Source organism: Pseudomonas asiatica (assembly GCF_009932335.1).
Classification (GTDB): Bacteria; Pseudomonadota; Gammaproteobacteria; order Pseudomonadales; family Pseudomonadaceae; genus Aquipseudomonas; species Aquipseudomonas asiatica.
On record NZ_BLJF01000001.1, the window covers coordinates 2,578,573 to 2,605,222 of the forward strand.

26 protein-coding genes and 1 pseudogene are annotated in these 26,650 nt (G+C 64.7%); 15 read left to right on the plus strand and 12 right to left on the minus strand.

The features are described from left to right. Nucleotides 1-37 precede the first annotated feature (37 nt). The 5 genes from GYA95_RS11885 to GYA95_RS11905 all read left to right on the plus strand — a co-directional run bounded on the left by GYA95_RS11885 (nucleotide 38) and on the right by GYA95_RS11905 (nucleotide 6,375). Nucleotides 38-1,108: a ComEC/Rec2 family competence protein gene (locus GYA95_RS11885; protein WP_033959566.1), complete on the plus strand. Its 1,071-nt coding sequence runs from the start codon at nucleotides 38-40 to the stop codon at nucleotides 1,106-1,108. A gap of 368 nt (nucleotides 1,109-1,476) precedes the next feature. Then, nucleotides 1,477-1,986, plus strand: coding sequence for a RadC family protein (gene radC / locus GYA95_RS11890; RefSeq protein ID WP_033959568.1), 510 nt, complete (start codon nucleotides 1,477-1,479; stop codon nucleotides 1,984-1,986). Nucleotides 1,987-2,264: 278 nt separating this feature from the next. Next, entirely contained in the window at nucleotides 2,265-2,657 is a 393-nt protein-coding gene (locus tag GYA95_RS11895; RefSeq protein ID WP_033959570.1) for a hypothetical protein, read from the plus strand. Nucleotides 2,658-3,419: 762 nt separating this feature from the next. Next, a complete protein-coding gene (locus GYA95_RS11900) occupies nucleotides 3,420-4,247 on the plus strand; it encodes a DUF932 domain-containing protein (RefSeq protein ID WP_033959573.1) in 828 nt (275 codons plus the stop codon). A 79-nt stretch (nucleotides 4,248-4,326) separates the two neighbouring features. Next, complete coding sequence (locus GYA95_RS11905; protein ID WP_033959574.1) at nucleotides 4,327-6,375, plus strand: ParB N-terminal domain-containing protein; 2,049 nt, start codon at nucleotides 4,327-4,329, stop codon at nucleotides 6,373-6,375. A 294-nt stretch (nucleotides 6,376-6,669) separates the two neighbouring features. Here GYA95_RS11905 and GYA95_RS11910 read toward each other — a convergent pair. The 4 genes and pseudogenes from GYA95_RS11910 to GYA95_RS27640 form a co-directional block, all read right to left on the minus strand. Beyond that, nucleotides 6,670-6,852 (minus strand): annotated as a pseudogene (locus GYA95_RS11910) (IS30 family transposase); the annotation flags it as partial. Nucleotides 6,853-6,886: 34 nt separating this feature from the next. Further along, nucleotides 6,887-8,104 carry a DUF418 domain-containing protein gene (locus tag GYA95_RS11915; RefSeq protein ID WP_033959575.1) on the minus strand — a complete coding sequence of 406 codons (1,218 nt, stop codon included), beginning with the start codon at nucleotides 8,102-8,104 and terminating at the stop codon, nucleotides 6,887-6,889. Between the two features lie 60 nt (nucleotides 8,105-8,164). Continuing rightward, nucleotides 8,165-8,977, minus strand: a complete 813-nt coding sequence (locus GYA95_RS11920) for a hypothetical protein (protein WP_124180083.1) — start codon at nucleotides 8,975-8,977, stop codon at nucleotides 8,165-8,167. Between the two features lie 446 nt (nucleotides 8,978-9,423). After that, the gene (locus GYA95_RS27640; protein ID WP_162531570.1) at nucleotides 9,424-9,591 is read right to left on the minus strand and encodes a hypothetical protein; all 168 of its coding nucleotides are present in this window, start codon (nucleotides 9,589-9,591) and stop codon (nucleotides 9,424-9,426) included. A gap of 654 nt (nucleotides 9,592-10,245) precedes the next feature. On the opposite strand from GYA95_RS27640, the gene GYA95_RS11925 reads away from it, so the two are divergent. Continuing rightward, entirely contained in the window at nucleotides 10,246-10,560 is a 315-nt protein-coding gene (locus GYA95_RS11925; RefSeq protein WP_033959579.1) for a DUF736 domain-containing protein, read from the plus strand. A gap of 70 nt (nucleotides 10,561-10,630) precedes the next feature. Here GYA95_RS11925 and GYA95_RS11930 read toward each other — a convergent pair whose 3' ends face one another. Continuing rightward, nucleotides 10,631-10,924, minus strand: a complete 294-nt coding sequence (locus tag GYA95_RS11930) for a helix-turn-helix domain-containing protein (RefSeq protein ID WP_012467524.1) — start codon at nucleotides 10,922-10,924, stop codon at nucleotides 10,631-10,633. Nucleotides 10,925-11,242: 318 nt separating this feature from the next. On the opposite strand from GYA95_RS11930, the gene GYA95_RS11935 reads away from it, so the two are divergent. The 9 genes from GYA95_RS11935 to GYA95_RS11980 all read left to right on the plus strand — a co-directional run bounded on the left by GYA95_RS11935 (nucleotide 11,243) and on the right by GYA95_RS11980 (nucleotide 18,717). Next, a complete protein-coding gene (locus tag GYA95_RS11935; RefSeq protein ID WP_033959581.1) occupies nucleotides 11,243-11,593 on the plus strand; it encodes a DUF2958 domain-containing protein in 351 nt (116 codons plus the stop codon). A gap of 337 nt (nucleotides 11,594-11,930) precedes the next feature. Beyond that, nucleotides 11,931-12,698 (plus strand): DUF2285 domain-containing protein, encoded by a 768-nt coding sequence (locus GYA95_RS11940; protein ID WP_033959583.1) that lies wholly within the window; start codon nucleotides 11,931-11,933, stop codon nucleotides 12,696-12,698. Nucleotides 12,699-12,824: 126 nt separating this feature from the next. Further along, nucleotides 12,825-13,094 carry a helix-turn-helix transcriptional regulator gene (locus GYA95_RS11945; protein WP_427197327.1) on the plus strand — a complete coding sequence of 90 codons (270 nt, stop codon included), beginning with the start codon at nucleotides 12,825-12,827 and terminating at the stop codon, nucleotides 13,092-13,094. Between the two features lie 26 nt (nucleotides 13,095-13,120). Then, nucleotides 13,121-13,975: a replication initiator protein A gene (locus GYA95_RS11950; RefSeq protein WP_033959586.1), complete on the plus strand. Its 855-nt coding sequence runs from the start codon at nucleotides 13,121-13,123 to the stop codon at nucleotides 13,973-13,975. 241 nt (nucleotides 13,976-14,216) lie between these two features. Beyond that, on the plus strand, nucleotides 14,217-14,855 hold the full coding sequence (gene parA / locus GYA95_RS11960; RefSeq protein ID WP_033959588.1) for a ParA family partition ATPase: 639 nt from the start codon (nucleotides 14,217-14,219) through the stop codon (nucleotides 14,853-14,855). Continuing rightward, nucleotides 14,852-15,115 (plus strand): hypothetical protein, encoded by a 264-nt coding sequence (locus GYA95_RS11965; protein ID WP_033959613.1) that lies wholly within the window; start codon nucleotides 14,852-14,854, stop codon nucleotides 15,113-15,115. The genes parA and GYA95_RS11965 overlap by 4 nt, the downstream gene beginning before the upstream one ends. Then, entirely contained in the window at nucleotides 15,112-15,669 is a 558-nt protein-coding gene (locus GYA95_RS11970; protein WP_033959591.1) for a DUF2840 domain-containing protein, read from the plus strand. Before GYA95_RS11965 ends, GYA95_RS11970 begins: the two co-directional genes overlap by 4 nt. Further along, nucleotides 15,666-16,265, plus strand: a complete 600-nt coding sequence (locus tag GYA95_RS11975; RefSeq protein WP_033959594.1) for a S26 family signal peptidase — start codon at nucleotides 15,666-15,668, stop codon at nucleotides 16,263-16,265. Before GYA95_RS11970 ends, GYA95_RS11975 begins: the two co-directional genes overlap by 4 nt. A 448-nt stretch (nucleotides 16,266-16,713) precedes the next feature. Beyond that, nucleotides 16,714-18,717: a relaxase/mobilization nuclease domain-containing protein gene (locus tag GYA95_RS11980; RefSeq protein ID WP_000132148.1), complete on the plus strand. Its 2,004-nt coding sequence runs from the start codon at nucleotides 16,714-16,716 to the stop codon at nucleotides 18,715-18,717. Between the two features lie 66 nt (nucleotides 18,718-18,783). Here GYA95_RS11980 and GYA95_RS11985 read toward each other — a convergent pair whose 3' ends face one another. The 7 genes from GYA95_RS11985 to GYA95_RS12015 form a co-directional block, all read right to left on the minus strand. Further along, nucleotides 18,784-19,383 carry an ABC-type transport auxiliary lipoprotein family protein gene (locus GYA95_RS11985; protein ID WP_003124411.1) on the minus strand — a complete coding sequence of 200 codons (600 nt, stop codon included), beginning with the start codon at nucleotides 19,381-19,383 and terminating at the stop codon, nucleotides 18,784-18,786. 92 nt (nucleotides 19,384-19,475) lie between these two features. Next, nucleotides 19,476-20,405, minus strand: coding sequence for an MlaD family protein (locus GYA95_RS11990; RefSeq protein WP_000433686.1), 930 nt, complete (start codon nucleotides 20,403-20,405; stop codon nucleotides 19,476-19,478). Between the two features lie 91 nt (nucleotides 20,406-20,496). After that, a complete protein-coding gene (locus GYA95_RS11995) occupies nucleotides 20,497-21,309 on the minus strand; it encodes an ABC transporter ATP-binding protein (protein WP_024944155.1) in 813 nt (270 codons plus the stop codon). A 5-nt stretch (nucleotides 21,310-21,314) separates the two neighbouring features. After that, the gene (locus GYA95_RS12000; protein WP_000063629.1) at nucleotides 21,315-22,472 is read right to left on the minus strand and encodes an MlaE family ABC transporter permease; all 1,158 of its coding nucleotides are present in this window, start codon (nucleotides 22,470-22,472) and stop codon (nucleotides 21,315-21,317) included. Continuing rightward, nucleotides 22,469-23,089, minus strand: coding sequence for a DUF3313 family protein (locus GYA95_RS12005; protein WP_000837791.1), 621 nt, complete (start codon nucleotides 23,087-23,089; stop codon nucleotides 22,469-22,471). Before GYA95_RS12005 ends, GYA95_RS12000 begins: the two co-directional genes overlap by 4 nt. A gap of 15 nt (nucleotides 23,090-23,104) precedes the next feature. Next, entirely contained in the window at nucleotides 23,105-23,536 is a 432-nt protein-coding gene (locus GYA95_RS12010) for a DMT family transporter (RefSeq protein WP_000055206.1), read from the minus strand. Further along, nucleotides 23,533-26,637, minus strand: coding sequence for an efflux RND transporter permease subunit (locus tag GYA95_RS12015; protein WP_003092293.1), 3,105 nt, complete (start codon nucleotides 26,635-26,637; stop codon nucleotides 23,533-23,535). Before GYA95_RS12015 ends, GYA95_RS12010 begins: the two co-directional genes overlap by 4 nt. Between the last annotated feature and the right edge of the window lie 13 nt (nucleotides 26,638-26,650).

Here is a 26,650-nt window from a genome sequence, read left to right on the forward strand (position 1 = left end):
GTCGCCGGCACTTTTTGGCAAAACACGAGGGGGATTTATGGCTGACTACTTCGAGATTGATTTTTTAGGCGTCGAAACAGCGAAAAGCGGGGATGCGATCACGCTACGCTATTCGGTGAATGGCACTGAGGGCGTACACGTCGTTGACGGCGGATACCTGGATACGGGAGATCAGATCGTCGAGCACCTGAAAACCTATTACGGAACAACTGTTATCGACCATGTGATCCTCACGCACCCTGATCGCGACCACGCCAATGGGCTGCGGAAGGTCTTGGAGCAATGCACAGTCAAGAATCTCTGGATCAACAGGCCATGGATATACGCGGATCAATTGATTGATCGCTTCGAGAACTATGAATCAGTTGATGCCCTCAGAAGGAAGCTGCGGTCCATCTATGATGCTTCGGCAGCTCTTGAGGATATTGCGCTGGAGAAGGGAGTTTCCATTCATGCCCCTCTTCAGGGGCAAAGCATTGGCCCATTCATGGTGATGGCACCAACTTTGGGTCGCTATCTTGACCTGATCGTAGATTCATCGAAGACACCGGAAGCTGTTGAGGAAAGCGCTATGGATAGTGCGCTGAGCAGCCTATTCCGGGTAGTAAAGGCCGCGACGGCCTATATCAAGTCCCTGTGGGGCGAGGAGTATTTTCCACCTGCTCCCACCAGTAGGGAGAATGAAATGAGTGTGGTGCAGTCGGCTGTGCTGAACGGCCATCGCATTATGCTTACTGGTGATGCCGGACGAGAAGCGTTGCAGGAAGTGATCGACTATGCCCCCTTTGCGGGACTTACGTTGCCCGGAATTCGATACTTCCAAGTGCCTCACCACGGAGGTCGGCACAACGTCTCGACGGAAATTCTGGATCAATTGCTGGGGCCACGCTTGGACGCGATGCCTGACAATCACCACTGGAATGCCATATGCAGCTCCGCCAAAGCGGACGAGGATCACCCGCGGAAGTCGGTGATTCGCGCTGTATTGCACCGGGGCGGGCACTGGGCGGCAACTGAAAGCAAGAACATCCGCATCGGCGCGGGCATCACCCGTGATGGCTGGGTGCCGATTCCTCAGGCGCCATATCCCGAAGATCAAGAGAACTGACTTCGATAGAAGGTCAGCACCATTTTGATTTTCTGCTGACTACATTGTTTGCGTCTCGGCGTACCGCCGTCGGGTTCGCGGGCTACGCCCCGCGCTTCGTTCCGAATCGCGGTCGTCCGGCTTTGATCCCTGACGCCTTCGGCCCTTGCGGGCCTGCGCACTCCGCTTGCACAAAGGCGGGTGTGGGCAGTGGGCGGGTGTAGGCGGTCTTGCTGTTCCCTTTCACCCTACCACGGCGTTCTCGCCGTAAAGGGCTGCGCGTGCTCGCACGCTTGCGGCCGTGGCCGTCTTCGCCCCTGTGACGGCTTGCGCTGCGCCGTGCTGGCGACGGTTCCGGGCAATTCCGCCCGAGCAACCGGAGCACGATCATGTCGCAACTGTCCATTCCTTCCTTCGATTCCCCGTTGATGCTGCGTGACTCGCGCGGGCGCTACCGTCAGGCATCGGCCGACCAGATTCTCGAAGCCGCGCGCCAGGTCATCGACCAGAAGATGCAGCGCGGTGACGAGTTCACTTCGCCGGCGGCGGTCAAGGACTACCTGCGCGCCAAGCTGGCCGGCTTCGAGCACGAAGTCTTCGCGGTGTTGTTCCTCGATACGCGCCATCGGCTGATCGACTATGCCGAGATGTTCCGCGGCACGATCGACAGCGCGGAGGTTCATCCGCGCGAAGTGGTGAAGGAGGCGCTGCGGCTCAACGCGGCGGCGGTCATCATTTCGCACAATCACCCGAGCGGGAACCCCGAGCCGAGCGCGGCCGACAGGGCAATGACCTCGCAGCTTCGGCAGGCGCTGGCGCTGGTGGACGTTCGCACGTTGGATCACATCATCGTGGCGGGCGGCACCACCACGTCTTTCGCCGAACGTGGCTTGATCTGATCGAGGGGGCTTCGGCCCCCTTTTTGCTGCGCCCGGTGGCGCAGCTCCGGCCCTCGCGGGCCTGCGCGTGCTGCGCACTTGCCAAAGGCAGGTGTGGGTGTATCGCATTGGTGGCGGTCTTGCTGTTCCCTTCACCGTATCACGGCGTTCTCGCCGTGCAAGGGCTGCGCGCGCCTTGCGCGCTTGCGTCCTGGCGGCCGTCTTCGACCCCTGACTGCTGCGCTGCGCCGTGAGGGCGACGGCTCCGGGCAATTCCGCCCGTGCAACCGGAGATCGTCATGAACGACAAATCACACGTTTCCCTCGAACAGCACGTTTGCCTGGTCTGCGGCACGGCGTTCGATACCGGCGCCATCCTGCTGGACAAGCGCCTGCGCGCGAGCATGGGGCGCCACACGGCGACCGGCTGGGGCCTGTGCCCCGAGCATCAGAAGCTGTCCGACGATGGCTTCGTCGCGTTGGTCGAATGCGATCCGCAGCGCAGCGGCTCGCAGGCTGGTGGCCGCATGAAGCCCGAGCAGGCGTACCGCACGGGCCGGCTGGCCCATCTGCGGCGCACGGTGTTCGCGCAGGTGTTCAACGTGCCGATCGCGGACGAGCAGGCTTGCGTGTTCGTTGAGCCGGGCGTGATCGAGCAGTTGCAGTCGATGACGGCGCCGGCGGCGAGCTGATCGCGCCGCGCTGCCTTCGGTGCGTCGTCCCTGCGGGGGCGGCGCACCTTTTTTTCTGCTGCGCCTGTTGCCGGCTTCTTCGCGCCTGCGGCGCTGCGCGCTTCGCTTGCCTCCAGGGGAAAGCCCTGCGGGCTATCCCCGCCGCGCGATGCTTGGCGCTCCTCGATGCAGCCGAACCGGCTGCGCCGGATCGGCAATACCAATGCCGCAAAGGCTGTTTGTCCACCACAGAAGATCCACTCTGCATCTCCACGACTGCATGGGCGTCCCCGGCCAAGAAACATGGCCGGTCGCGCTGTCGTGCTTCGCATCGAGCCGCCTGCGGCGTCTCGCCCCCTTCGGGCTTCCATCGTTCCCTCGCTCCGCTCGGCTGACGCCTACAGCCCGGCTTCCAGCTTCGGGCCTGCGCGCTTCGCTTGCCGTGCGGTCAGCACATAGGGATGGCCGTTGCCTTGTCCAGCCGTCTCCCCTGACTTCATCACCTTGCCCGCGACCGTAGCCCGCTCCCGTGTGCCGTCAAGGCGCGCAGGGCCGTGTCCTCGGCTGCGCCTGCGGGCCGCACCAACCCTGCGCTTGCCTCCTTGACGGCCCCCGTCCGCGCGCTCCTTGGCCGCTGGGCGATGAACTCAGGAAAGACGGTGGCAACGAGGCCAACCGGGTTCCTCGTGCCGACCGCACCGAACAGCCGAAAGGCTGGGCTTCCGAATCTAGGAATCCGGTGTGCGGTTTGAACAGCAAACCCTTTTCGTCAGGAGAAATGCCATGCAACTCGCATCCCGATTCGCTTCCCGTTCCCCGTCGCTGCGCAGCGATTACCCGCTGTCCGACGATCAAATCCGCACGGTCGCGCCGTCCATCTTCGCGGACGCGCCGCACGAAAGCCGTTCCGAGCGGTACGCCTATATCCCCACCGCCTCCGTGCTGGCGGAGCTTCGCAAAGAAGGGTTCCAGCCCTTCATGGCGTGCCAGACCCGCGTGCGCGACGAAGGTAAGCGCGAACACACAAAACACATGTTGCGCCTGCGCCATGCAAGCCAGATCAACGGCGCGGAAGCCAATGAAATCGTGCTGCTCAATTCCCACGACGGCACGAGTTCTTACCAAATGCTCGCGGGCATGTTTCGGTTCGTGTGCAGCAACGGTCTTGTCTGCGGCGACACCGTGGCAGACGTGCGCGTGCCCCACAAAGGCGACGTGGCCGGACTGGTAATCGAAGGCGCTTACGAAGTGTTGAGCGGCTTCGACCGCGTGCAGGAATCCCGCGATTCCATGCGCGCCATCACCTTGAACGATGGCGAATCCGAAGTGTTCGCCCGCGCCGCGCTGGCCCTCAAGTACGACGACCCCGACAAGCCCGCGCCAATCACGGAATCGCAAATCCTGATGCCGCGCCGCTTTGATGACCGCCGCCCGGACTTGTGGAGCGTGTTCAACCGCACGCAAGAGAACCTGACCCAAGGCGGCCTGCGCGGGCGCAGCGCCAACGGACGCCGCCAGCAAACCCGCCCGGTGCAGGGCATCGACCAAAACATCCGCCTCAACCGTGCGCTTTGGCTGCTGGCCGATGGCATGCGCCAGTTGAAAGCCTGAATCCCCACGCGGCAGGGGCAGGCAGCAGCCCTTGCCGCTTCTCTCGCTGCTGCATCCCTAACCGCAAGGAGTCATCACCATGAACGCCGTTACCCAAACCGAAACCCGCGCCATCGAAACCGCCGCGCCGCTGGAAGTGGCCGACCCGACCAAGAACCTGATTTTGGTTCCGCTCTCGCAGTTGCTGCCGCGTCGCTCCAAGCGCAACGCACGCAAGACCCCGCGCCTGTCCATTCCCGAACTGGCCGCGAGCATCGCCCGCATCGGCCTGCTGCAAAACCTTGTCGTCATCCTGTCCGCCGATGGCGAGCAATACGAAGTGGTGGCGGGCGACCGCCGACTGACCGCGTTGAAGCTGCTGGCGAAGAAGAAGCGCATCGCCGCCGACTTTGAGGTGCCTTGCCTGCTGGTGCCGGACGCTTCGGCCCGTACCGTCAGCCTCGCGGAAAACCTGCTGCGCGAGCAGATGCACCCGGCCGACCAGTTCGAGGCGTTCGCCGCACTGGTCAAGGAAGGCCGCCCCATCGAAGACATTGCCGCCGACTTCGGCGTGTCCCCGCTGGTAGTGCAGCGCCGTTTGAAGCTGGCCAACGTCTCGCCGCGCCTGCTGGCCGACTACCGGGCCGGAGCCGTCACGCTGGAACAGTTGATGGCCCTGACCATCACCGACGACCACGCCGCGCAGGAAAGCGCGTTCTACGGTGCGCCCGAATGGCAGCGTGGCGCTTCCGCGCTGCGCGAACGCCTGACCGAACGCGAAATCGACGCGACGCATCCGCTGGTGCGCTTCGCCGGGCTGGACGCCTACACGGCGGCGGGCGGCGGCATCCGCCGCGACCTGTTCGCGGAAGGCGATGCCGGAACCTACCTGACCGACGCCGCGCTGCTGGAAACGCTGGTGCGCGGCAAGCTGGATGCACTGGCCGGGGACATGCGCGCCGAGGGTTGGGCGTGGGTGGAAGCCGTGCCGCACATGAGCTACGCCGAGCGGCAGGCGTTCCAGAACGCGCCACGGCAGCGCCGCGAACCGAACGCCCGCGAAGCCCGCCGCATCGCCTCGCTGCAAACCCGCCTCGACAAGATTGACGCCGAACTGGAAGACGCCTGCGGCGCCGAGGACGAGGACAAGACCGAAGCGCTGGAACCGCGCCGCGAACAGGTCGCCGGGGAACTGCAAGCCGTGGAGGAAGCCTTGCAGGGTTACGCCCAGGACGTGCGCGCCGTGGCCGGTGCCATCGTCACGCTCGACCGCAACGGCGAAGCCGTGATTCATCGCGGGCTGTTGCGCGAAGCCGAAGCCAAGGCGCTGCGCACGCTGGAACGCTTGCGGCAGGGTTTCGGCAGCGCGGAAGGCGAAGCCGGGAACGACGACGAAGGCGAGGACGCCGAGCAGCTCAGGGCCGCGAGCCTGTCCGACCGGCTGGCGCAGCGCTTGAGCGCGCACCGCACCGCCGCGCTGCAAATCGAAGTCGCCCGGCATCCGCAAGTCGCGCTGGCCGCGCTGGTGCATGGCATGGTGCAGAGCGTCTTGCAGGACAGCCACTACGGCCACGACTTGCCACTGGGCGTGGGCCTGAAAGTGCAAGACCGGCTGGAAGGCATGGCCCCCGACTGGCCCGAGTCGCCCGCCGCCGTCGCCCTGCGCGAGTTGCAGCAGGTCGCGGGCGAAGCGCTGCCGCAGGACAGCGCCGAACTGTTCGCCGCGCTGCTGGCGATGGAGCAAGGCGAACTGGTGCGGGTGCTGGCGGTATGCGTGGCGGCGACCGTGGACGTGGTGACGCCTCGCGCCACGGCGCACCAGCCGGGCGCGGAACTGGCGCAGGCCGTGGGGCTGGACATGGCCGCATGGTGGAAGCCCACCGCTGACGGGTATTTCCAGCATGTGCCGAAGGCCGCGATTCTGGAAGCCGTGGGCGAGTTCGCACCGTCGCACGCTGCCCGACTGGCGAAGTTGAAGAAGGCCAACATTGCCAGCGAAGCCGAACGGCTGGCCGATGGTACGGGCTGGATGCCCGCCATCTTCAAGACCGAAGGCCCGGAAGCTGCGCCGCAGGAAACGCAGGCGCAGGATGCCCCGGAGGATGCCGAGGCAATGGCGGATGAACCCGCCGAGGCACTGGCCGCTTGACCCGCGCCGAAGGCAAGCGCCCCGGCCTTGACCGGGGCGCTTCGCTGGAAGGAGACGCCCCCATGACCCGCACCACCACCAGCCGCCCGCGCATGGCGGCGACCTATGCGCCCGGCACGGTACGCGCTCGCCGCTGGCACGGCGAAGGCGACGTGCGCGGCTACCGTCCGCCCTCGGGCTGGTGCGGATGCTGGTATCAACTGGACACCGTGCCGGTTAGAACTGGACACGGCGCTGGTGCTGGACAGGTGGCAGGTGTGCAATCCAGTGGAATGTCCGCCTTCGACTGCGGTTTCAACGGGTCGATGCAACGGTTTGTCGAAATCGTGCGTCCGGCGTTTCATGGCCTAGCATCTTCCGGGGACGACCGTTCAACTCTCTCGCCACGGCATCGAGCTTGGCCTGCGATATCGGCGACAGGTCCATTCCCTTGGGGAAGTACCGCCGCAGCACGCCGTTGGTGTTCTCTTTGGAACCGCAGCCGACAGCGGACGATGCCAGCCCGATTCGATCAATGCACCGGATCCACTTCCGCGATCGAGCCACGCAGCAACCGTGGCCGCTCTCCGTATGTGAGCCATCGCCACAGCCATTCGACCGGACCGTAGCGGAAGCGCTCGAGCCACCAGTGGCTCCACGCGATCTGCAGCGCCAGTACCAGCGCCCACGCCAGCAGCACCACGGCCATTCCATGCGCAGGGCCGAGACCCAAGCCGATGCCGTAGAACAGCGCGATGCCGATCAGGCTCTGCGTCAGGTAGTTGGTCAGGGCCATGCGCCCCAGCGGAGCAAGGAAGGCGAGCCTGCGCGACCATGCTGGCTTACGGAACAGCAGGACGAAGCCGACGGCGTACGCAATGCCCAGCGCAAGCGGCCCCACGCGCAACAGCATGCGGATGGCCATTTTCACCGGTTCCACGTCGATGGCCGGCCAGACGGCACGCATCGGCGCCTGCACCAGCGATAGCAGGCTGGAAAGCAGCCACGCCACCAACGCGCCGGCGAGGATCCGGCGCAGCAGAGGGAGGTGCCGGTCGGGCGATTGCAGCAGGCCTTTCCGCCCGGCCCAGTAGCCCAGCAGGAACCGGCCCAGCACGAAGCACACCAGTGCCCAGTTGGATATGCGCGCCCATCCGGACATCTCCATGTTGAACGCGAACGCCTGCGACCACGATGGGGACGAGAACGCTTCGAGCGCCCGGCCGTACATCGCCGCCTGCGTCGCCAGTTCCGGCAGGGCCGCGCGGACCGCCGGCGCAAGCAACGGCGGAAGCATCGCGACGACGAGCCCGGCGATCAGGAGGATGCGGTCAGACGCATTCCGGAACGGGATCATCAGCAGGCCGACGATCGCATAGGTGAACAGGATGTCGCCCCACCACACGAACCACGCGTGGGCCGCGCCGATGGCCAGCAGGACGGCCAGCCGCCGCACGTAGCGGCGGACGCCATCCTGCCCGCGGGCCGATGCGCGCTCGAGCTGCAACGCGAAGCCCAGGCCGAACAGCAGCGAAAACAGCGTGATGAACTTGATGTTCACCAGCCAGTCCATCGCCTCGCTGGCCAAGGCGTCGAAGCCGTGGCCTGGCTGCTGCTGTGGATCGAGAAACTCGTACAGGCTCAGCGATACCAGGTTGACCATGCAGACGCCCAGCAGGGCGAAGCCGCGCAGTGCGTCGATCGCATCGTGCCGTTCCGATGGCGGACGCGGACCAGAATCGAGCTTCATCGTTTCCCCTTGTATCGGTATTGCGCCGGCGGCGCGCGTTTCGATGCGAATTCTTCGGGTCTATGGGCGACTCGGGACGCCGCTCATGTCCGTCATTGCGGGGGCGGGGTCGCCTTCAACCAGCCGCCGGACCTCATCGCGGAGGAGCCAGACGACGCCTGCGACCGCGGCGGCCTGCACCGCAAGCAGCGTGGGCCAACCCGGCAACAGCGCCTGATGCAGCACGCCGTGCGCGAGGGCGCTATTGAGCGTGGCCGCCCAGAGAATGACGAACACGAACGGCAGGAACAACAGGCCGCTCATCGTGCGCCCGCGGCGGCCGATCGGCAGCTGTCGCCACACCATCAGCAAGGGCGGCAAGGTCAACGCCAGCGCGGCCAGCAGCGCCAACCCGCCCGCGCCGGCCCGTTCGATGGCATCGCCGGCGATTCGACGAACAAAGCCATACTCGTCAGACGTGGAGCCGGCGACCAAGGCCACCAGGACCTGCGGAACAACACGCGCGAGGGGCAGCGAAGCGAAGGCCAGGCTGAGGCCGAGGCCGCGCGTCACCGGCGACTGGCGCCGCGACATCAGTGCGCCGGTCCACAGCATCGCGTACGAGAACAGTGGCCCGACCAGATCTACGACGGCCAAGCTGGAGGCGCTGCACCCGCTGTAGGTCAGCACGTTGTCGAAGACGCGGTCTGCCCAGCCACCGCACAGCAGGCGCGTGGCGATGGCGTGGCCCTGCTCGTGGATCTCCACGAGAAGCAAGGTCGACGCGGCCAAGAATAGCAGATAGCGGCCAGTGGGCCTGAACATGCGAATCCCATTGATTGGCCAGAACGAACTGGCGCCGCCATTGTTTCGGTCCAGGATGAGGATTCTCAAGGCCAGAAGTCACTTTCGATGCTTTGGGCCGCACATTCTTGACGAGCCTTGGCAGGGGCCGACTGTCACCGGGCAGAGCGCTTGAAGGGCCGGGTCGTGGCGCCGGCGTGCCTCTGGCGCTTTCCGTTCCCGGCCGGCAACAGAAGGTACAAGCGAGGCGAAGGCAGTGCTAATGTCCATTTCCGACCCGTAGTACATATCGCCAGCTAGTTGCCCCCTGCCGCCAGCCAGCTGACTGCAGCAGCCAAACTAGCCAGTGCGCACCACATTGGAAGCTGCTGGCAAAACATCGGGACCTGCACACCTCCAGGCCCAGTTGATGATCCGGGATGATCAGCACCGGATTGCATGTCCAGCACCAGCGTTGTGTCCAGCTTTAACCGGCACGGCTGTACAGCTGAACCGGAATCCGCAGGCTGGACGGCCTGCGCCGACCTCATCGACATTCACCCCATCAGCGGCCAGCCCTTGCCGCGTTCGGTGTGGTGGATCATCGAAACCAAGGAATAGCGAGCGGCACCGGCCCCAAGCCGTTCCGCCTTGGGGACGGTGGTCGAAAATCCGGGCGCGGCGATGGCCGCGCCCGGTTCCAGCGTCCAAAGCAAAATCGCCACGTCGCCGCCTTCGACCAGGCGGCGACGTGGCGGACGTGCAAGTGCCTTGCACGCGGTACGGCGATCGGCGCCCGCTGCGCGGGCAAGGTTTCGATGGCGCCCCGCCGCAATGGGTGGGGCTTGTGGGGCTACGCCCCGGCTTGCTGCGGCAGGTTGTGCCAAAGCGTGCCGTCCTCGACGCTGGCGGTTCGCGCCTGTACGTCACGAAGGACGGTTCACCGACACGCCACCCGGCTTCGCTATGGAGCATCCACGCCACGCCTCAACCACGTCGTTGCAATCAGCGGCAAGGAGCGTTCTCGCTCGTCGTTGGGGTGTTGTCCTTGCCCGCGTCAGGGCGCAAGCCGGTGAAACCGTCACGCGGGGATGCCGAGTCGGCCATCTCTCCATTCGAGAGCGGGCGGCCCGTGCGTCCTTGGCTTGTCGTGAATCCTGGCGAGGGAGCGGCTGCGCCTTAGGCTTCATGGCCGCAACCTTCCAGCGAAAACAATTTCCCCTGCGCTGCGCGCATTCCTCGCGGGACAAATTCTTTTCGCTTCCAGGCTCTCCACGGTGTTGCGACCGCTGCGCGGTGCGGCCAGCCCATCCCCCGCCGGCCGGATCACAACAAGGACGCACTGGCGCGACCTTGTTCAACCCGAAAGGAGAAACATCATGGCTAACATCGGCACCTTCACCGCAGAGAAAGACGGCTTCACCGGCCAGCTCCGCACCCTGACCCTGAACGTCAAGGTCAAGCTCATTCCCAACGATAAGGGCGACACCGAGAACGCCCCCGACTTCCGCCTTCAGGCGGCCGGCCACGACATCGGCGCGGCGTGGAAGAAGACCAGCGAAGCCGGGCGGCCCTACGTGTCCGTATCCCTCGACGATCCTTCGTTCCCGGCGACGGTCTATGCCCGCCTGATCGAGAACGAGGACGGCACGCACGACCTGATCTGGTCGCGCAGCAAGCCCAAGGCGGCCTGACGGCCGCCCACCGCGCCCCGCCCATTGCGGCGGGGCGCCGTGCTGCTGGCGCAGCACGTCACGCACGCGCCTACGGCGTGTCGCGTTCCTTCAACACCGCCTCAAGCTCCTGGCGCACCTGCGCCAGAAGCTGATCGGCCTTGCGCGTGCTGTCGCCGGCATAGGCCAGCGTCAGCAGCGTGAGCGGATGCACGTCCATGACCTCGCACAGCTCGGTCAGCTTGTGCATGGTCGGGCTTTTCAAGTCGCGCTCCAGCGAACTCATGTAGGTACGGCTGGAAACGTCGGAGAACGCTTCCTGGCTCAAGCCGCGCGCTTTCCTGACCGTCCGTATTGCCGTTGCCAATGAGTGTTTCGCTGTCACCAACTTGGTTTCCCCGTAAAAACCAAAATGACAGCCCATTGCACCCAATAGGGCTACAATCTAAAGTGTTCATTCCTGTTGGCCGAACCGCTTTCGTGCTTTTACGGAAATCCGCATGGGCGGATTCCGACAGAATCGGGGAACCGCATCCGTGTCTTTCCTGGCCTGCGTAAATCCGCTTCTGCGTTTCCGTGCATGTACGGATTCGATGGCTTGCGCCTTCGTGCTTTCCCGCCAAGGCACGCATCCGCTTCGGTGGTTCCGCGCTTCGGTGGAAAATCGTATCCGTGCATCCTCGGATGCGTGGGGATTCGGGCCATGACCCAGCCGCTCGTCACCGCTGAACAGCAGGCGCAACTGCTTGCCGTCGGCGCGGCACGCGCCGCTGGCCGAAGCATCGACCCGATGCCGGTGGTGCGGCTGTTCACCCCTGACGCGCACGCCACCTGGCTGCTGGCCGCGCTCGACCCGGCCGATGGCGACACGGCCTGGGGGCTGATCGACCTGGGAATAGGCATGCCCGGCCTGGGCCATGTGAAGCTGTTCGATCTGGCGTCCATCGTCGGGCCGCACAAGCAACCTGTGATGCGCGATCGCTACTTCCAGCCGGTGCGGCTGCTGTCGGAGTACCTGCGTCTGGCCGAGGAAAACGGCTCGATCACCGACTGAGCAGTCCCGGCCAACGACAGCGCATTCTGACTATTTCAGTCTTACCCAAGACCTGCGCGGTCTGAATCCACACTCTTGCACCGAAGCGGTGCGCTTCTGCTGCAAACAGTCATGATCTTTGGTGCGGGCTGCTGCACGGTGCTCCATGCTGCGCGCCATTTTCGTGGCGGCGCAGCCGTCGCATTCAGACGATTTCCGCAATGCCCTGGAGCGAATCAGTCTTGACACCAGCAGTTACAGCTTATCCCGATTTCGATGACGACTTGATGGCGACTCGATAGCTCCCGCACGGCGGAATCCGTGGCGACGTTCCTGCTGAATGACAGGAGGCTGCGTCATGGCTGACCCGAGCGCCGAACACTGGTATCCGACCGCCGCGTATCTCTACACGCTGCACCTCGACGGCCCCGCGCTGGCGTGGGAATACCTGCGCCGCCACCCCGACTACCGCCGCGACTGGCTGCGCCGACGCCGCCGGCCAGAGGCCGCCGCGCGCTGGGGACTGCGCCTGCTGGAAGATCCCGCCCTGGATGCGCGCGACGCGCATCCGGCCTGGTTCCCCGATCACGATGCGGTGGTGCAGCTCTACCCGGATGCCGACCCGCCGCCCAATGCCGATGCCTTCGAGTTCTGGAACGTCCCCGGACGCAAACACCTGATCCACGATGGCACGCGCCTGGTGCTGGTATCGCGCTGGCCCGGCTGCTGCGTGCGGCTCGCACTCGCGCCGGGCCTGGAAGATGGCATGGCCTACCTCTATGCCATCCGCGCTTGCGCCACGCCCTGCGCGCGCTACCGCGCATTCGCGGCCGAACTGGATACCTTGGCCGTGGTCACGGGTGCCGCGCCTGCGGCGGCGGCCCGTTCCCGGCCCACGCCGGCCGCGCTGCTGGAACTGCACACCTTGCAGGTGCTCGACGCGACCCTCGCGGGCGCGTCCTTGCGCGTGGTGGCCGAAGGGCTGTTCGGCGCGGATGCCGTCGCGGCCGACTGGCACAAGGACAGCGCCTTGCGCGCCCGCGTGCGGCGGCTGGTGCGCCGGGGCGATGCGCTGATGCGCGGCGGCTACCGCCGCCTGGCACAGCTTTCGCCACCGTTGCACTAGGGGGGACGTTTCGCGTCCCTTGAAGAACGTCCCTTAGCAAGCAGCCTTGCTTTCTTGAAAGTGCCTCTATCCGGCCGCGTGGTGTGGCCGGGCTTGATGGAGGTACATCCCATGCGACCCGCTCCCTTGCGGCCTGCCGCCGCTGCCGTCGCTGCGCCCGTGCAGCCCCAACGCTATCTGACCAACGACGAAGCCGCCGAGTACCTGCGGCTGTCGCCGCGCACGCTGGAGAAACAGCGCGTGATCGGCGGCGGCCCGAAGTTCCGCAAGTTCGGCCGCCGCGTCATGTACGCGGTGTCCGACCTCGATGCCTGGGCCGACCAGCGCAGCTACGAGGCCACGTCCGACCCGGAATATGCCGAGCGTCACGCGGGCGACTACCGTGATGGCCGCTGATCGTCGGCTCGCCGGTGGCCATCGTCATGTCCAGCCCATCGCTGCCGCCGGGGCAGCGATCGCAGCAGCGGGAACAGCTCGACCTGTTCCGCGCGCTGCCGGGCGACATGGCACCCCGCGACAGCCAGGACTTGATGGCCTTTCCGTTCTTCTCGCTGGCGAAGTCGCGGCGCGTCGCGCCGATCGACTTCCGGGCGGGTGGCGTCACCATCCGCGTGGAAGGCACGCAGGAGCACGGCATCGCAACGATATGGGATGCCGACCTGTTGATATGGGCCGCCTCGCAGATCGTGGAGGCGCGCGACGCGGGCCTGCACCCGTCGCGCTGGATACGCACCACGCCCTACGAAATCCTGCGCTTCATCGGGCGCGGCACGTCCCTCAACGACTATCAGCGCCTGAAAGCCGCGCTGGATCGGCTGCAATCGACCACGGTGGCCACATCCATCCGCGAAACCACGGGAAGGCGCTTGCATCGCTTTTCATGGGTGAACGAATGGCGCGAGCTGGCCGACGGCAGCGGCACACCGCTAGGCATCGAACTGATCCTGCCGGACTGGTTCTATGCGGGCGTGCTCGACGCCGCCCTGGTGCTGACCATCGACCCCGCGTATTTCCGGCTCAAAGGCGGCATCGAGCGGTGGCTATACCGCCTGGTGCGCAAGCACGGCGGGCGGCAGGAGCACGGCTGGCAATTCGACTTCCGGCACCTGTACCGCAAGTCGGGCAGCGCGGCGCGCTTCTCGGACTTTGCCTACGACCTGCGTGCCTTGGTGGCGCGGCAGTCGTTGCCCGGCTACGTCCTCGGCATCGCGCGGATGCCGGACGACGGAACGGAGCTGCTGACCTTCCGGCCCGTGCCGCCCACGGCACGGGGATAACTGCGGGAAAACCTGTGGACGGCCTCGTGCTATCAGGAGTACCGGGTATCGTGCTATCAGGAGTACGACCCTCGTGCTATCAGGAGTACGAAAACGCCGCAAAGCCAATAACGGCGCGGGTTTTCGTCCCCTCTAACTTACCTAACTATAAATCTCTAACTTTTAGTAGAAGCGCGCCGTTTCGGTGGATAACCGCAAAACGGCACAGCCAAGCCGACTTTCCCGCAGGGAGGGCCGCGCCATGATCGTCGCGTTTCTCAACCAGAAAGGCGGCGTCGGCAAGACCACGCTCGCCACCCACATCGCCGGCGAGCTGGCGATGCGCGGCCTGCACGTCATCCTGCTGGATGCTGACCCGCAGGGTTCCTCGCTCGACTGGACGCAGCGCAGAAGCCAGCAGGGCTTGCCCCGGCTGTTCAGCGCCGTGGGCCTCGCCCGCGAAACGCTGCATCAGGAAGCGCCGGAGCTGGCGCGTCGCGCCGATCACATCATCATCGACGGCCCGCCGCGCATCGCCGCCCTGGCGCGCTCCGCGCTGCTGGCGGCCGAGCGCGTGCTGATCCCGGTACAGCCCAGCCCCTACGACGTGTGGGCCAGCGCCGAGATGGTTTCGCTGATCCGCGAGGCACAGGTGTTCCGGCCTGCGCTGCGCGCGGCCTTCGTCATCAACCGGCGCGTCAGCACCACCATCATCGGCAGGGAAGCGCGGCAGTCGCTGGCTGAACAGCCGCTGCCGGCGCTGCGCTCGGAGATCCACCAGCGCATCGTCTTCGCCGACAGCGTGGCCGCTGGCCGGCTCGCCCGCGAAACCGCGCCCGACAGCGCCGCCGCCCGCGAGATCGCCGCGCTCACCGATGAACTGCTGCGGTGGCCGACATGAGCGGCCCACGCAGCAAGCGCGTCGGCATCGGCGCGCGTCCGCCCGCGAATCCGCACGCCGAGGCGTGGATTCGCCAGGGCGATGCCGATGCGCTCAACAAAGGCGACCTTTACACGGCTCGCCTGACGCTCGACGTGACGCCCGCGCTGCGCGCGCGCATCAAGATCGCCGCCTTCGGCCAGGGCGTGACCGTGGCCGAACTGTTGCGCGGCCTGCTGGAACGGGAGTTTCCCGACAAGCGCACGGAGAACCTGCCATGAACGTATCCGCCTTGCCTGCCGCTCACGCGGCGACGGCTGCACCGGCCGCTGCGCCGCTGCCTTCGCTTTCGACGCTCGTCGGCCAGGCTGGCAGCGTGCCGCTGACTCGCGTATCGCTCGCCTACATCGAACCGCGCTTCAAGCTCTACCTGCGTTTCGGCGAGCCGGCGCGCACGCTGCGGCTCGACCGCTGGCGGCGCTGCGCGGTGTTCCTGCCGCGTGCAATGTTCTGCCGTGTGCGCTGGGAGGCAAACGACTACGGCACGATCCGCTGGCAGCTCATGGTGATGCAAGCCGCCACGCCGCTGGACGACATGCAGCGCATCCCCGGCGTGCGGCCGGGCGCACGCCTGCTGCTGCACGCCGAAGGCGAAAACGCGGTGCGTGCCGTGCTGGAACGCATCGACGGCATCGAAGGGCAAAGCATCGCCGCCATCGACGTGTCGCCCGCGTACTGGCGTACGCTGGGCAACCGTCTGGCGGCCCGCCTGGCGCTGCCCGAATACACCGCCGAGCGGCACGCCGCCTGGCTGGCCGGAAGGGCGCTGCCATGACGACCCAATCCAACACCACATGCACGCACGAAGCCGCGCCGCATCCTCGCTCGCGCCTGCGCGTTCGCATCGTGCTGGCGGGCTTCGCCGCCGTCGGCCTCGCTGCGCTGGCCTGGGCGGCTTTCGTGTCGCCGCTGCCGCGTCTGACCTACAACCCGTCCGACAGCGTGGCGGTCGGCTGGTATCGCATCGAACCGTTCGACCCGCGCACCGCCTCGCTGCCACGTCCGCTGTCCGTGGACAGCATCGTGCTGGTGCCGCTGCCCGACAGGGCCGCCATGCTGGCTGCGCAGCGCGGCTACCTGCCGACCCGCGTTCCGCTGCTCAAACGTGTGGGCGCGGTCGCGCCGCAACACGTTTGCATCGTCGCCGGGCAGGTACGCATCGACGGCGTGCCTGCGGCCGCCGCGCTGCTTGCCGACCGGCTGGGCCGGCCGCTGCCATCCTTGCAGCTTTGCCGCCGCCTCGAACCGGGCGAGCTGTTCCTGTTGAGCGTGACCAATCCGGCGTCGTTCGACAGCCGCTATTTCGGCCCGGTCAGCGCATCCGCCGTGATCGGCGTCGCGCACCCGGTCTGGCTGGAGGCACGTCCATGATGGCCGCCGATTCGCTGCACGTTGCCGTGCCTCTCATCGTGCCATCGGGCATGCCGTTCCAGTGGCTGCCGCCGTGTCGTCGCGCGTGCAGCGCGGGCGCATTCGCGCCGCGCCTCGCGCAACATCCGGCGCAGCCGTCCAGCGTGCAGGCGTCTTGCCTCGAACGCGCCCGGCCTGCGGCCATTGGCGCGTTCGCCGACGGGCTGGCTGCAAGCAGCGCAACGCCGCCGGGCCGCCGACGCCCGGAGCGACAGCGAGGGGCAAAGGCGGAAGGCAAGACAAAAGGGTTCGGCACTCTGCCGCCCGCAAAGCCAGTCTGCACGTGGGGGTGGCGCGGCACGGCGCGGCTTCGCCGCCGTGCCGCGTGGGGCGCGAGGCACGCGCCGATGCAGGCATGTCCGCGTGCTTCGCACGCTCGGACACGCCGGAGCTTGCAGGGAGCACAGCCATGACCGACCGCGGCGACCATGATTTCTGGGTGCGCCCTGGCGCGCCGAAGAACCGAGGCAAAGGCCAGGGCCAGAGCTTCGTTTCCAAGGTGCTCAAGCAGGCTGGCAAGGCCAGCGGCGGCAAGTCGGCGGTGCGCCGTCCTACCGCTGGCGGGAGCGGCCAGCACGCCGGCCAGCGGCCCGGCTCACGGCTTGGACGCGGCCATACGGCGGCGCGCTTCGCAGGCGCAAAGCTGACCCCTATGTCACGGCGCGTGACCATCAAGACGCTGCTGGTCAACCAGCGCAACGCCAGTCCGCAGTCGCTCGCCAAGCACCTGCGCTACATCGAGCGCGACGGTGCCGGCCGGAACGGCGAGCCGGGCCGTGCCTACGGGCCGCAGACCGACGAAGCCGACCTCGATGCCTTCAAGGAACGCTGCCAGGACGACCGACATCATTTCCGCTTCATCGTCTCACCTGAAGACAGTGCGGAGCTGGACGACCTGCGCACCTACACCCGGCACCTGATGAACCGGATGGAGGCCGACCTGGGGACGCGGCTGGATTGGGTGGCGGTCGATCACTGGAACACCGACAACCCGCACACGCACCTGATCGTGCGCGGACGCGACGATACCGGCAAAGACCTCATCATCGCGGGCGACTACATCGCCCACGGCTTCCGCCATCGCGCCGCCGAGCTGGCGACGGAATGGCTGGGGCCGCGCACCGAACTGGAGATCCAGCAGACCTTGCAGCGCGAGGTGGAGCAAGAGCGGTGGACGAGCCTCGACCGCACGTTGCAGCGCGAGGCCGGCGAGGATGGCCGGGTGCAGATCGAACGCTTCAACGAACCCCGGCTGCAACGCCAGCGCCTGCTGCTGATCGGCCGCCTGCAACACTTGCAGCGCCTGGGCCTGGCCGACGAGGTGCAGCCCGGCACCTGGGCCGTCCATGCGGACGCGGAGAAGACCTTGCGTGCCCTGGGCGAGCGTGGCGACATCATCCGAACGATGCAGCGGGCCATGAGCGGCAAGCCTCGCGAGCTGGCGGTGTTCGAGCCGGGCGACGACGGCCGCACTATCGTCGGTCGCGTGGCTGCTAAGGGTCTGGCCGACGAGCTGCACGACCGCGGCTATCTGGTCATCGACGGGTTGGACGGCAAAGCCCACTACGTCGCGTTGGACGCCCGCGACGAGCTGGCGAACTATCCCATCGGCGCGGTGGTGGAGGTACGCGGTTCCGCCGAGGTGCGGGCGGCCGACAAGAACATCGCCACGCTGGCGAGCAATGGCCTGTACCGCACCGATCACCACCTGGCGATCGAGCAAGGCCGAGCCAAGCCCGGCCGCGACCCGCAAGAGGCTGTGGCGGCCCATATCCGCCGGCTGGAAGCCCTACGGCGGGCCGGCATCGTGGAGCGCGTGGCCGAGGGGTTATGGAAGGTGCCGGACGACTTGGCCGAGCGTGGCCGCCAGTACGACGCGCAGCGGCTGGGCGGCGTGGCGGTCGAACTGAAATCGCATCTGCCGATTGAACGGCAGGCCCGCGTCATCGGCGCGACCTGGCTGGATCAGCAGTTGATCGGCGGCGGCAAGGGACTGGGCGACCTGGGCTTTGGCGGCGATGCTAGGCAAGCCTTGCAGCAGCGCGCCGACTTCCTCGAAGAACAGGGGCTGGCCCAGCGGCGCGGGCAGCGGCTGATTCTCTCCCGGAATCTGCTGGAAACGCTGCGCAATCGGGAGCTGGCGCAGGCCGCCCAGCACATTGCCGCCGATAGCGGATTGGAGCATCGGCACGTCACAGACGGGCAGCGCGTAGCCGGCATCTACCGGCGCTCGGTCATGCTCGCCAGCGGTCGCTATGCGCTGCTCGATGACGGCATGGGATTCAGTCTGGTGCCTTGGCGGCCGATAATCGAGCCACGACTGGGGCAGCAGATCGCCGCGACTGTACGCGGCGGCGGTGTGTCATGGGAGGTTGGACGGCAAAGAGGTCCTGGGATTGGATCGGGGCCGTAGGCTGTCGTACCGAGTTAAGGTGTCGAGCAGCGTTTTGGCCCTAGCTTCTGTGCTCCGTTAAGACGACTAGTCTGTGCTTATCGACGACGCTGTGGGTGCATGGTTGCTTGCCAATTCCGGTGCAACTCGCAAACGCGCTGCCCCGACCTGAACTGCCCATTCAACGATCTGCCCGGCCAATATATCCGTGGCGACACCGAACGCGCTCACCACATCGGCCTCTCGCTTGCTGCCTGTGGCTTGGATTGCTTCGAAGCGTCTACTGGCAATAGCAGTCCGTTTGGCCGGATCGACCAGTTGCACATCGAGCCGAACCGCGGCGATCGCTTCAGTGCCGCGGTATTCGAGCTGGAACGCCCGCAGCGTACTGCGCAACTCCATATCGGCGCTCATTGGGGTGCTATCGGTAATCACGGAAGTCGACCGCCCATCGCGCATGAAGGCTTCGACGATTCGGTCACGCAGCAGCACCGGTGCGGGGTCGGCCCAACGCACTCCTTGCCAAGCCGACAAGCGACCATCGGGCTGCGCAATGAACAGCCGCTCCGAATCCAGGACGCGACTACTCTCAGGGGCGTAGACGCGCAGCGCCCCGGGTCCCGGAACGGCGCGCGGCGTACTCTCCGCCTGGGCGATGTGATAGTCGGGCAATTTGTAGGTGACCATTGGAGCTGCTTTGGGAAGCACACTGCACGCGGACAAGCCGAGTACTAGCGTCATAGTCACGGCAGCGACGGGAATCATCCTGGCGGAAGTGTTCACGGCTTGGTTTCCTCAATGTTCTCTCCACCGAGCAGGTATTGCGCCGGATTGCGATCCAGTCGGCGCAGCACGGTGTTTAGATTGGCCAGCGCCTGCTGGAGTTCGTGCATGGCAGGACCTGTGGCGGCCAAGCCCTGGTTCAGCGATTCCTGATTGTTTTGCAGTAGCGTCTCAACCCTGAAAGCGGCGCGTTCGAGGGATGCCGTTGCATCACGCGTGTTCACCATGATTTGCTTACCATCGTTATTTAGTAGCAGGTTGGCATCGCGAAGAGTGCTATTTGCTTGGCGCACGGCAGCTGTCGATTCTCTGCTTGCTTCGGTCAGATTGCTGATTAACGTCGCGATCTCGGCCCTCTGGTCAGCGACCGCGCCCGTGGTCTGTTCAAGATTCACCAGACTGCGGTGCACAAGAGCCAAATTCTCCTTCGACAGTAACTCCTGCGTGCGCAGCAAGATGCCGTTGAGTGTCGTCATGCTGTTCCCCTCACCGGAGACCAGGGATGCCATCGCCGAACGTGGTGCGAGGATCAACGGTTCCTCGTCCTCTCTCCGATCCAGCAATGGCACGTTTGGCCCACCGTCGCTCAACTCGATCACCGCGTTGCCGGTAATTCCCGTGATGACCAATTCAGCGCGGGTATCCTGCCGGACCGGGATGGTGGCATTGATGCGTACGCGCGCTATCGCCCGCCTTGGGTCTCGCGGTGAAAGAGAAAGTGCAACGACTTCGCCAATCGTGATTCCGCTGTACTGAACCTGGCTGCCGGGCGTAAGCCCGGTCACTGGCTCATCGAACATAATCCGGTAATACTGGTAATCGTGGTCGGAACGTGTGTCGCTGAGCCAAAGCGCGAAGCCAATACCAATCGCACCGAGCAGCACGACGAACAGACCAATGAATACATGATGGGCACGTGGTTCCATGATCAGACCACCTCGTTCTCAGAGTTTAAATATTGCGTGCGCCCAGCCCAATGCGTGCGCGACGGAAGAATGATGCAGATGCGGAGGGGTTTCATGGCTGCGTCTCTTGGCTGGAAGCACCAGTGGCCTGTGCGGCCGCACGGCCACGGGGGCCGTGAAAGTATTCCTGTATCCACGGGTGCTTGAAGCGCTCGACTGCCTCGATGCCGTCGTTGATGAGTACCTTCTGGTTCGCCAGGACCGCGACACGGTCGCATATGGTGTACAGCGTATCGAGGTCGTGGGTTACCAGAAACACCGTGAGGCCCAGTGCATTGCGCAGGGTCAGAATCAATTGGTCGAAAGATGCAGCCCCGATTGGATCCAGTCCTGCGGTGGGTTCGTCAAGAAACAGGATGTTCGCATCAAGCGCCAAGGCTCTCGCCAGTGCTGCTCGTTTCACCATGCCTCCGGACAACGAGGCCGGATACTTGTCTCCCGCTCCGGCAGGCAACCCCACCAAGCCCAGCTTGCTTCTTGCCAAACGCTCGGCAAGAGGCCGCGCCAGACCGACATGCTCGATCAAAGGAAGAGCGACGTTCTCCAAGACGGTCAGCGATGAATACAACGCGCCCTTCTGGAACAGAATGCCGAACCTTCGCTCCATACGCGCGCGCGCAAGCCATTGGGCTCGCAGTAGGTCGCGCCCCCCGATACGGACCACGCCCGAATGCGGCTTCTGCAGCCCGACGACGCTACGCAAGAGCACGGATTTCCCGGTGCCTGACCCTCCCACCACGCCAAGGATTTCCCCGCGCCGCACGTCCAGGTCTAGGTCCTGATGGACCTGCTGGGTTCCAAACCTGTTGTCCAGGCCGCGCACTTCAATAGCGTGTCGCACACCGTTGTCGGTGTCTTGCTTCACCGCGCTCACCAGCCCATCTCCATGAAGAACAGTGCAGCGATGGCGTCTATCAGGATCACCATGAAGATTGATTGCACGACACTAGACGTCGTGTGGTCGCCTACCGACTCAGCGCTACCGGCGACCTTGAACCCTTCATGGCAGCCGATAGCGGCGATCATCACCGCGAAGAGCGGGGACTTGCTCATTCCGACAAGAAAATGGCGCACCTCGATTTTTTCCTGCACGATGGCAAGGAACTGTGCGGGAGGAATTTCCAAGCTCAGTGCGCATACGGTGGCGCCGCCCGCAATGCCAGCCAAGATGCCTACTAAGGTGAGCAGTGGCAAGGACACAAGAAGCGCCAGCACGCGTGGCAGCACCAGTAACTCGATGGGGTCGAGCGCGTTGGAGCGAAGCGCATCGATCTCTTCATTTGCCTTCATCGAACCGATTTGGGCGGTGTACGCGCTTGCGGTACGGCCTGCAATCAATATGGCCGGGAGCAGCACTCCGAACTCGCGCATGAACGAGAAGGCGACCAGATGCACCGAGAAGATGCTCGCACCGAAGTTGGCCAGCACCGTTGCTCCCAGGAACGCCACCACCATTCCTACCATGAAGCTCAGTAGCGCCACGATGGGAATGGCGTCCACCGCTGATCGCTGGATTTGAGCGATCACCGAGGTCGCGCGCCAGCGACGCGGGTGACGAACGGTACGGCTCCATGTTTCGATGATCTGGCCCACGAACCCGGCCAGACCAAGACACGCACGACAGCCCTGTTCCAAGGTCAGGCCTATGCGTCCCAGACCGCGGAGCAGAGGATTCCCGCTCACCGCTGCTTTCTCCGTCTTCTGCTGATCGGTAGCAGCGGCGGCCAGCGCTCTCATTAGGGCGAGGCGATCCGAGGACAGATTTGGAGCTGCCTCCGGCCGGTCGAGTATCGAGTCTGGCCCGAGAATTTCCACCAGCAGAGCCGCGCCGGCGGTGTCCAGTCTCTGGACTTGCGTCCAGTCGAGTAAGGGAGTGGCGTACCCCTCGGCATGACTGATGCGGGCGGCGGACACGGATTTTGCCAGACTGGCGTAGTGCTCTATCGTCCAGTCGCCACCCGCCAGCCATTTGTGATCACCGCCGACCATGGCATCCTGCCGGAGCCAAGCCTGTGAAGCGTTGCTCATGGCTGCGTGTCCCGCCAAGCGCTGTCGATGCGCTCGATGCAGTTCGTGATCGCCGCTTTGGCATGACCCAGCAATGTGTACGAACCGGCGAACTCTTTAATGACGTTGCCGCGCTCGAAGCAACTGGCGGCAGCAACCCGGCGTCCCGTCCTTAAATCGACTGCTTCGAACTCTAGGCTGGCACCACCCGTCGTCACGGGTCCAACCAGCAGGGTCGTCATTGCATTGACTGCCCGATTCGGTGTCTGCAGTTCGGTGACCGCTACACGCACCCGAACCTGTCCCGCGCCACCTGGGGGGGCGGGACTTTTGCCTTCCTGGCGTTTCAGTTCGCTCGTCACATGGTCTAGCACTTCGCGCTGCTGCGCGTCATCGAGCCCATCGATGCGACCCGAGGCGGTCTTGATCTGCGCTTCTTCCACCACGACAGCGGCATAACGCTTGGGCTCGAATCCCGCTGCGCGGTACATCAGTACGTTCTCGTATCGTGTCGGCGATAACTTCTCGTAGTCGCCGAGAAATCCGGAGCGCGTCATGCTGTTGGTCGCGCATCCAGAGAGCGCGCCTGCTACGCAAAAAAAGATGCCGCCGCGGATCAATGCAGTTTTGCTCTTCATAATGGGTCTCCTTGATCAAACGAAACTAAGACAGGCAATGCCTGCTGCGATGAGGGCGGTGCCAGACCAGCGCGTTACCGATGCGACATCGCCTAGTAGGAGGGCGCCGACGCCCAAGTTTCCAAGTAGCCCGATTCCTGCCCAGGCTGCAGAGGCCGCGCTGATCGGAATCCGCTTGAGCGCGAACCACAAAAGTGCGCCGCTGGCCGCCATGCACGTCACTGCCACACAGAGGCCGACCCAGCGCATCGGACCGCCCGCCGTGATGGCCCGCAGGCCCAGTGGATAGCCCGCTCCTAGAACCCCTGCGGCAATGACAATCGACCAGGATTTCCAGATCAGCGGATGGGTGCTGAATCGCATAAGCCTAGCGAGACATACGCATGAAGCGTGGGTGCATACGAATTCTGAGAATGCGCAGCACGCGGCGGCTCGCAAGAGACTCATGAGCGATCTCCATGCGCGGTGGCGACACTCAGGTTCCACGGCCCAATTCGCTTGATTCCAAACAGGACTTCGTAAAGCAGCGGAATCAAGCCCAACGTCACCAGCGTTCCGAGTGCCAGCCCACCGATCATCGCGATCGCCATCCCTTTCCATAATGGTCCGGAGAAGAGCATGAGTGGCACCAGTCCCGAAATGCAGGTGACCTTGGTCATCACGATTGGACGAAGCCGTTGTATCGCGGCCCCAACCAAGGCTTCATGGCGTGGCAGGCCTTCCGCTAGCCCCTGGTCGATGCGTTCCAGCAAGAGCACGGCGTTGTTGACAATGATCCCGAACAGGGCCAGTACGCCGAAGGTCGCCATGAAGCTGAAAGGTGTGCCGGTCAGCTTCAGAGCCAATACCACGCCGATAAGCGTGAAAGGGATCGTCGCGAGGATCACACCGAGCTTGCGGAAAGAATTGAACTGCCATACGAACAGCATCAGCATCGCCAGAAATGCGAGGGGCATGTAGGTCGACAGCGCGGCGTTCGATTCGGCGGCTTCCTCGATCTCGCCGCCAAGTTCAACCGAGTAGCCCGCGGGCAGGTCCAGGGCAGCGACGCTAGGCGCCAGGCGGTTGATGATCTCCTGGGCGGTGTAAGAGGTGTTCTGTCCTTGCACGGTGATCGTGCGGATGAGATTGCGCCGTTGGATGACCGAGGGCTCGCTCGCGAGCGATACGTCTGCGACCTGAGCCAGCGTCACCGCTGGACCGCCGTTGGTGGGATAGATGAGCGTCGCGCCTACGTCTGCCGTGCTGCGACGCTCGCTTACGATACTGCGCAGGACGATCGGGACGGAGGTGTCACCGTCGCGAATAACCGAGATCGATCTGCCGCTGTAGCGGACATCCAGCCCGCCAGCGATGTCTTCAGTCGTCACGCCCGCCCGACGCGCGCGGTCCTGGTCGACCCGTACGTCGATGCGGCCAACGCGCGTATCCCAATCGTTCTTGACGTTGATGGTGCCGGGCAGCTTGCGCAGCGCTGCTTCGATTTTGGACGCGGCCCCCAACAATACCTCCTCATCCGGACCGCTGACGCGATAAATGGCAGTCCCTGACTCGGTCGCACCGAGCGAGAAACGCTTGGGCTCGGCGCGCACGTCGCCATGTGCTTGCGCAAAGTAGCTGCGGGTGCGGGCGAGGACGGCGTCGATGTCGCTCTTCGGCTTCAATGTGACAACGAAGTACGCGATGTTCGATGCCGGCAGTGGTGGATTCAGGCTAAGGATGAAGCGCGGGCCACCATCGGCGACGTAGCCGATGTGATCGGAGACTTCTGGATTGATGTTCGTGTCGCCCAGCCAACCACTGATCTGCTTCACGCGGGCGAGCGTTTCGCGCGAGTCGGTACCGGGGGCGAGCTGCACCGGAATCTGGAACTGAAGCCGGTCGGACTTGGGCATGAAATCGTACGGCAGGGTGGTGAAGCCATACAGCGCAATGGCAAGCGCCGCGATCATCGACGCTACATAGACCGCCTTATGGTGGAGCACCCACTCCAGTACGCGCCGGTAGCCACGGTAGAAGCGGGTGTCATAGGCGTCGCCCTGCTCCTGCTTGTGATGGGGTTTGGCGAAGTGGTAGCACAATAGGGGCGTGACAGTCAGGCACAGCAGCCACGAAGCGAACAACGTCAGTGCCAGCACGACCACGAGATTGTGCAGATACTCGCTCGTGGCGTTCTGGCCAAAAAAGAACGGCGAGAACACGATCACGATCACGAGCGAGGACGTGAGCAGCGGAATGGCGAGCGTGCGGCCCGCCTCGAGGCAGGCATGCTTACGATCTTCGCCACCGGCCAGGCGGCGTTCGATGTCTTCGGCAATCACAATGCCGTTGTCCACCAACAAGCCGAGCGCAATGATGATGGCGCCCATCGAGACGTTCTGAAGCTCGATGTTCATCGCGCGCATGACGATGAGTGCACTGAGGATCGTCAACGGCACGATCATGCCCACGATGATCCCGGTGCGCCAACCGAGAAATAGCACGACGACACCGAGGACGACGATGATCGTCTCCATCATGACGTGGTTCATTTTGCCCATCTCGTGCTTGACGACATCGGCCTGGAAAGTGACGTATGACAGATCGAAACCCGCCGGCAGCAGCTTCTCCTGGTCTGCAACCCGTGCTTTGAGCGCTTTTCCGAACTGCTCCACGTTCTGACCGGAGGCCATCGAAACCGCCATGACGACAGCGGGCTGGCCTTTGTAGATGGCAGCAGATTCCGGCGGATCGGCTGGCCGCACACTCACCTGCGCCAGTTCACCCAATGCGATCGTCGGCACGGGCGCCGTACTACTTTGCGGTCGTGGCAGCGCGATCGGCATTGCTCGCAGGGAGGGAGCGTCACGCACTTCGCCACTGACCGCCAAGGTTGCATTGATGCCGCCGACAACAATTTGTCCACCCGAAGCGACGACGTTCTGTTTGACGAGTTGGTCGATCACCCCCTGTGGTGTCAGCTCCAATCGCGCGAGCCTAGGCCGATCGAATTCGAGATAGACGCGCTCTTCCTGCAGGCCGTAGAAAGTGATGCGCTCAATACCAGGCACGGTGTACAGGCGGTCGCGCATCTGCTTGAGCGCGACGCGCATCTCGCTCATGGAGTAACCTGGTGCAGTGACCGCAATCGAGGCAACCGCGACGCGGCCGAAGTCTTCGTCGACGAAAGGCCCCATCGTGCTCTGTGGTAAGGCATCCTTCGAATCGGCGACCTTGGCCCGGACGCGCTGCCAGATCGGTGCCAAGTCGGTGTAGCGGTCCCAGATCGTGACCTGGATCATGGCGCTGCCTGCGCGCACGGTGCTCGTCACGCGCTTGACCTCTGCCAGTTCGCGCAAGCGCTCCTCGATCGGCCGGGCAATGAGTTGCTCAACGCGTTCGGCGGGCAGCCCCGGGTTCAACGCCGTGACCATCGCATCGCGGACCGTGACAGTCGGCTCCTCCTGAGAAGGAAAATTCAGGAAGGTCGCGATGCCGGCGACGAAAATGATGAGCGCTACAAAGTAGGTAAGTCGACTGGCGCGCAGCGCCATCTCGGTGATCTTCATGATGAAGTAACCT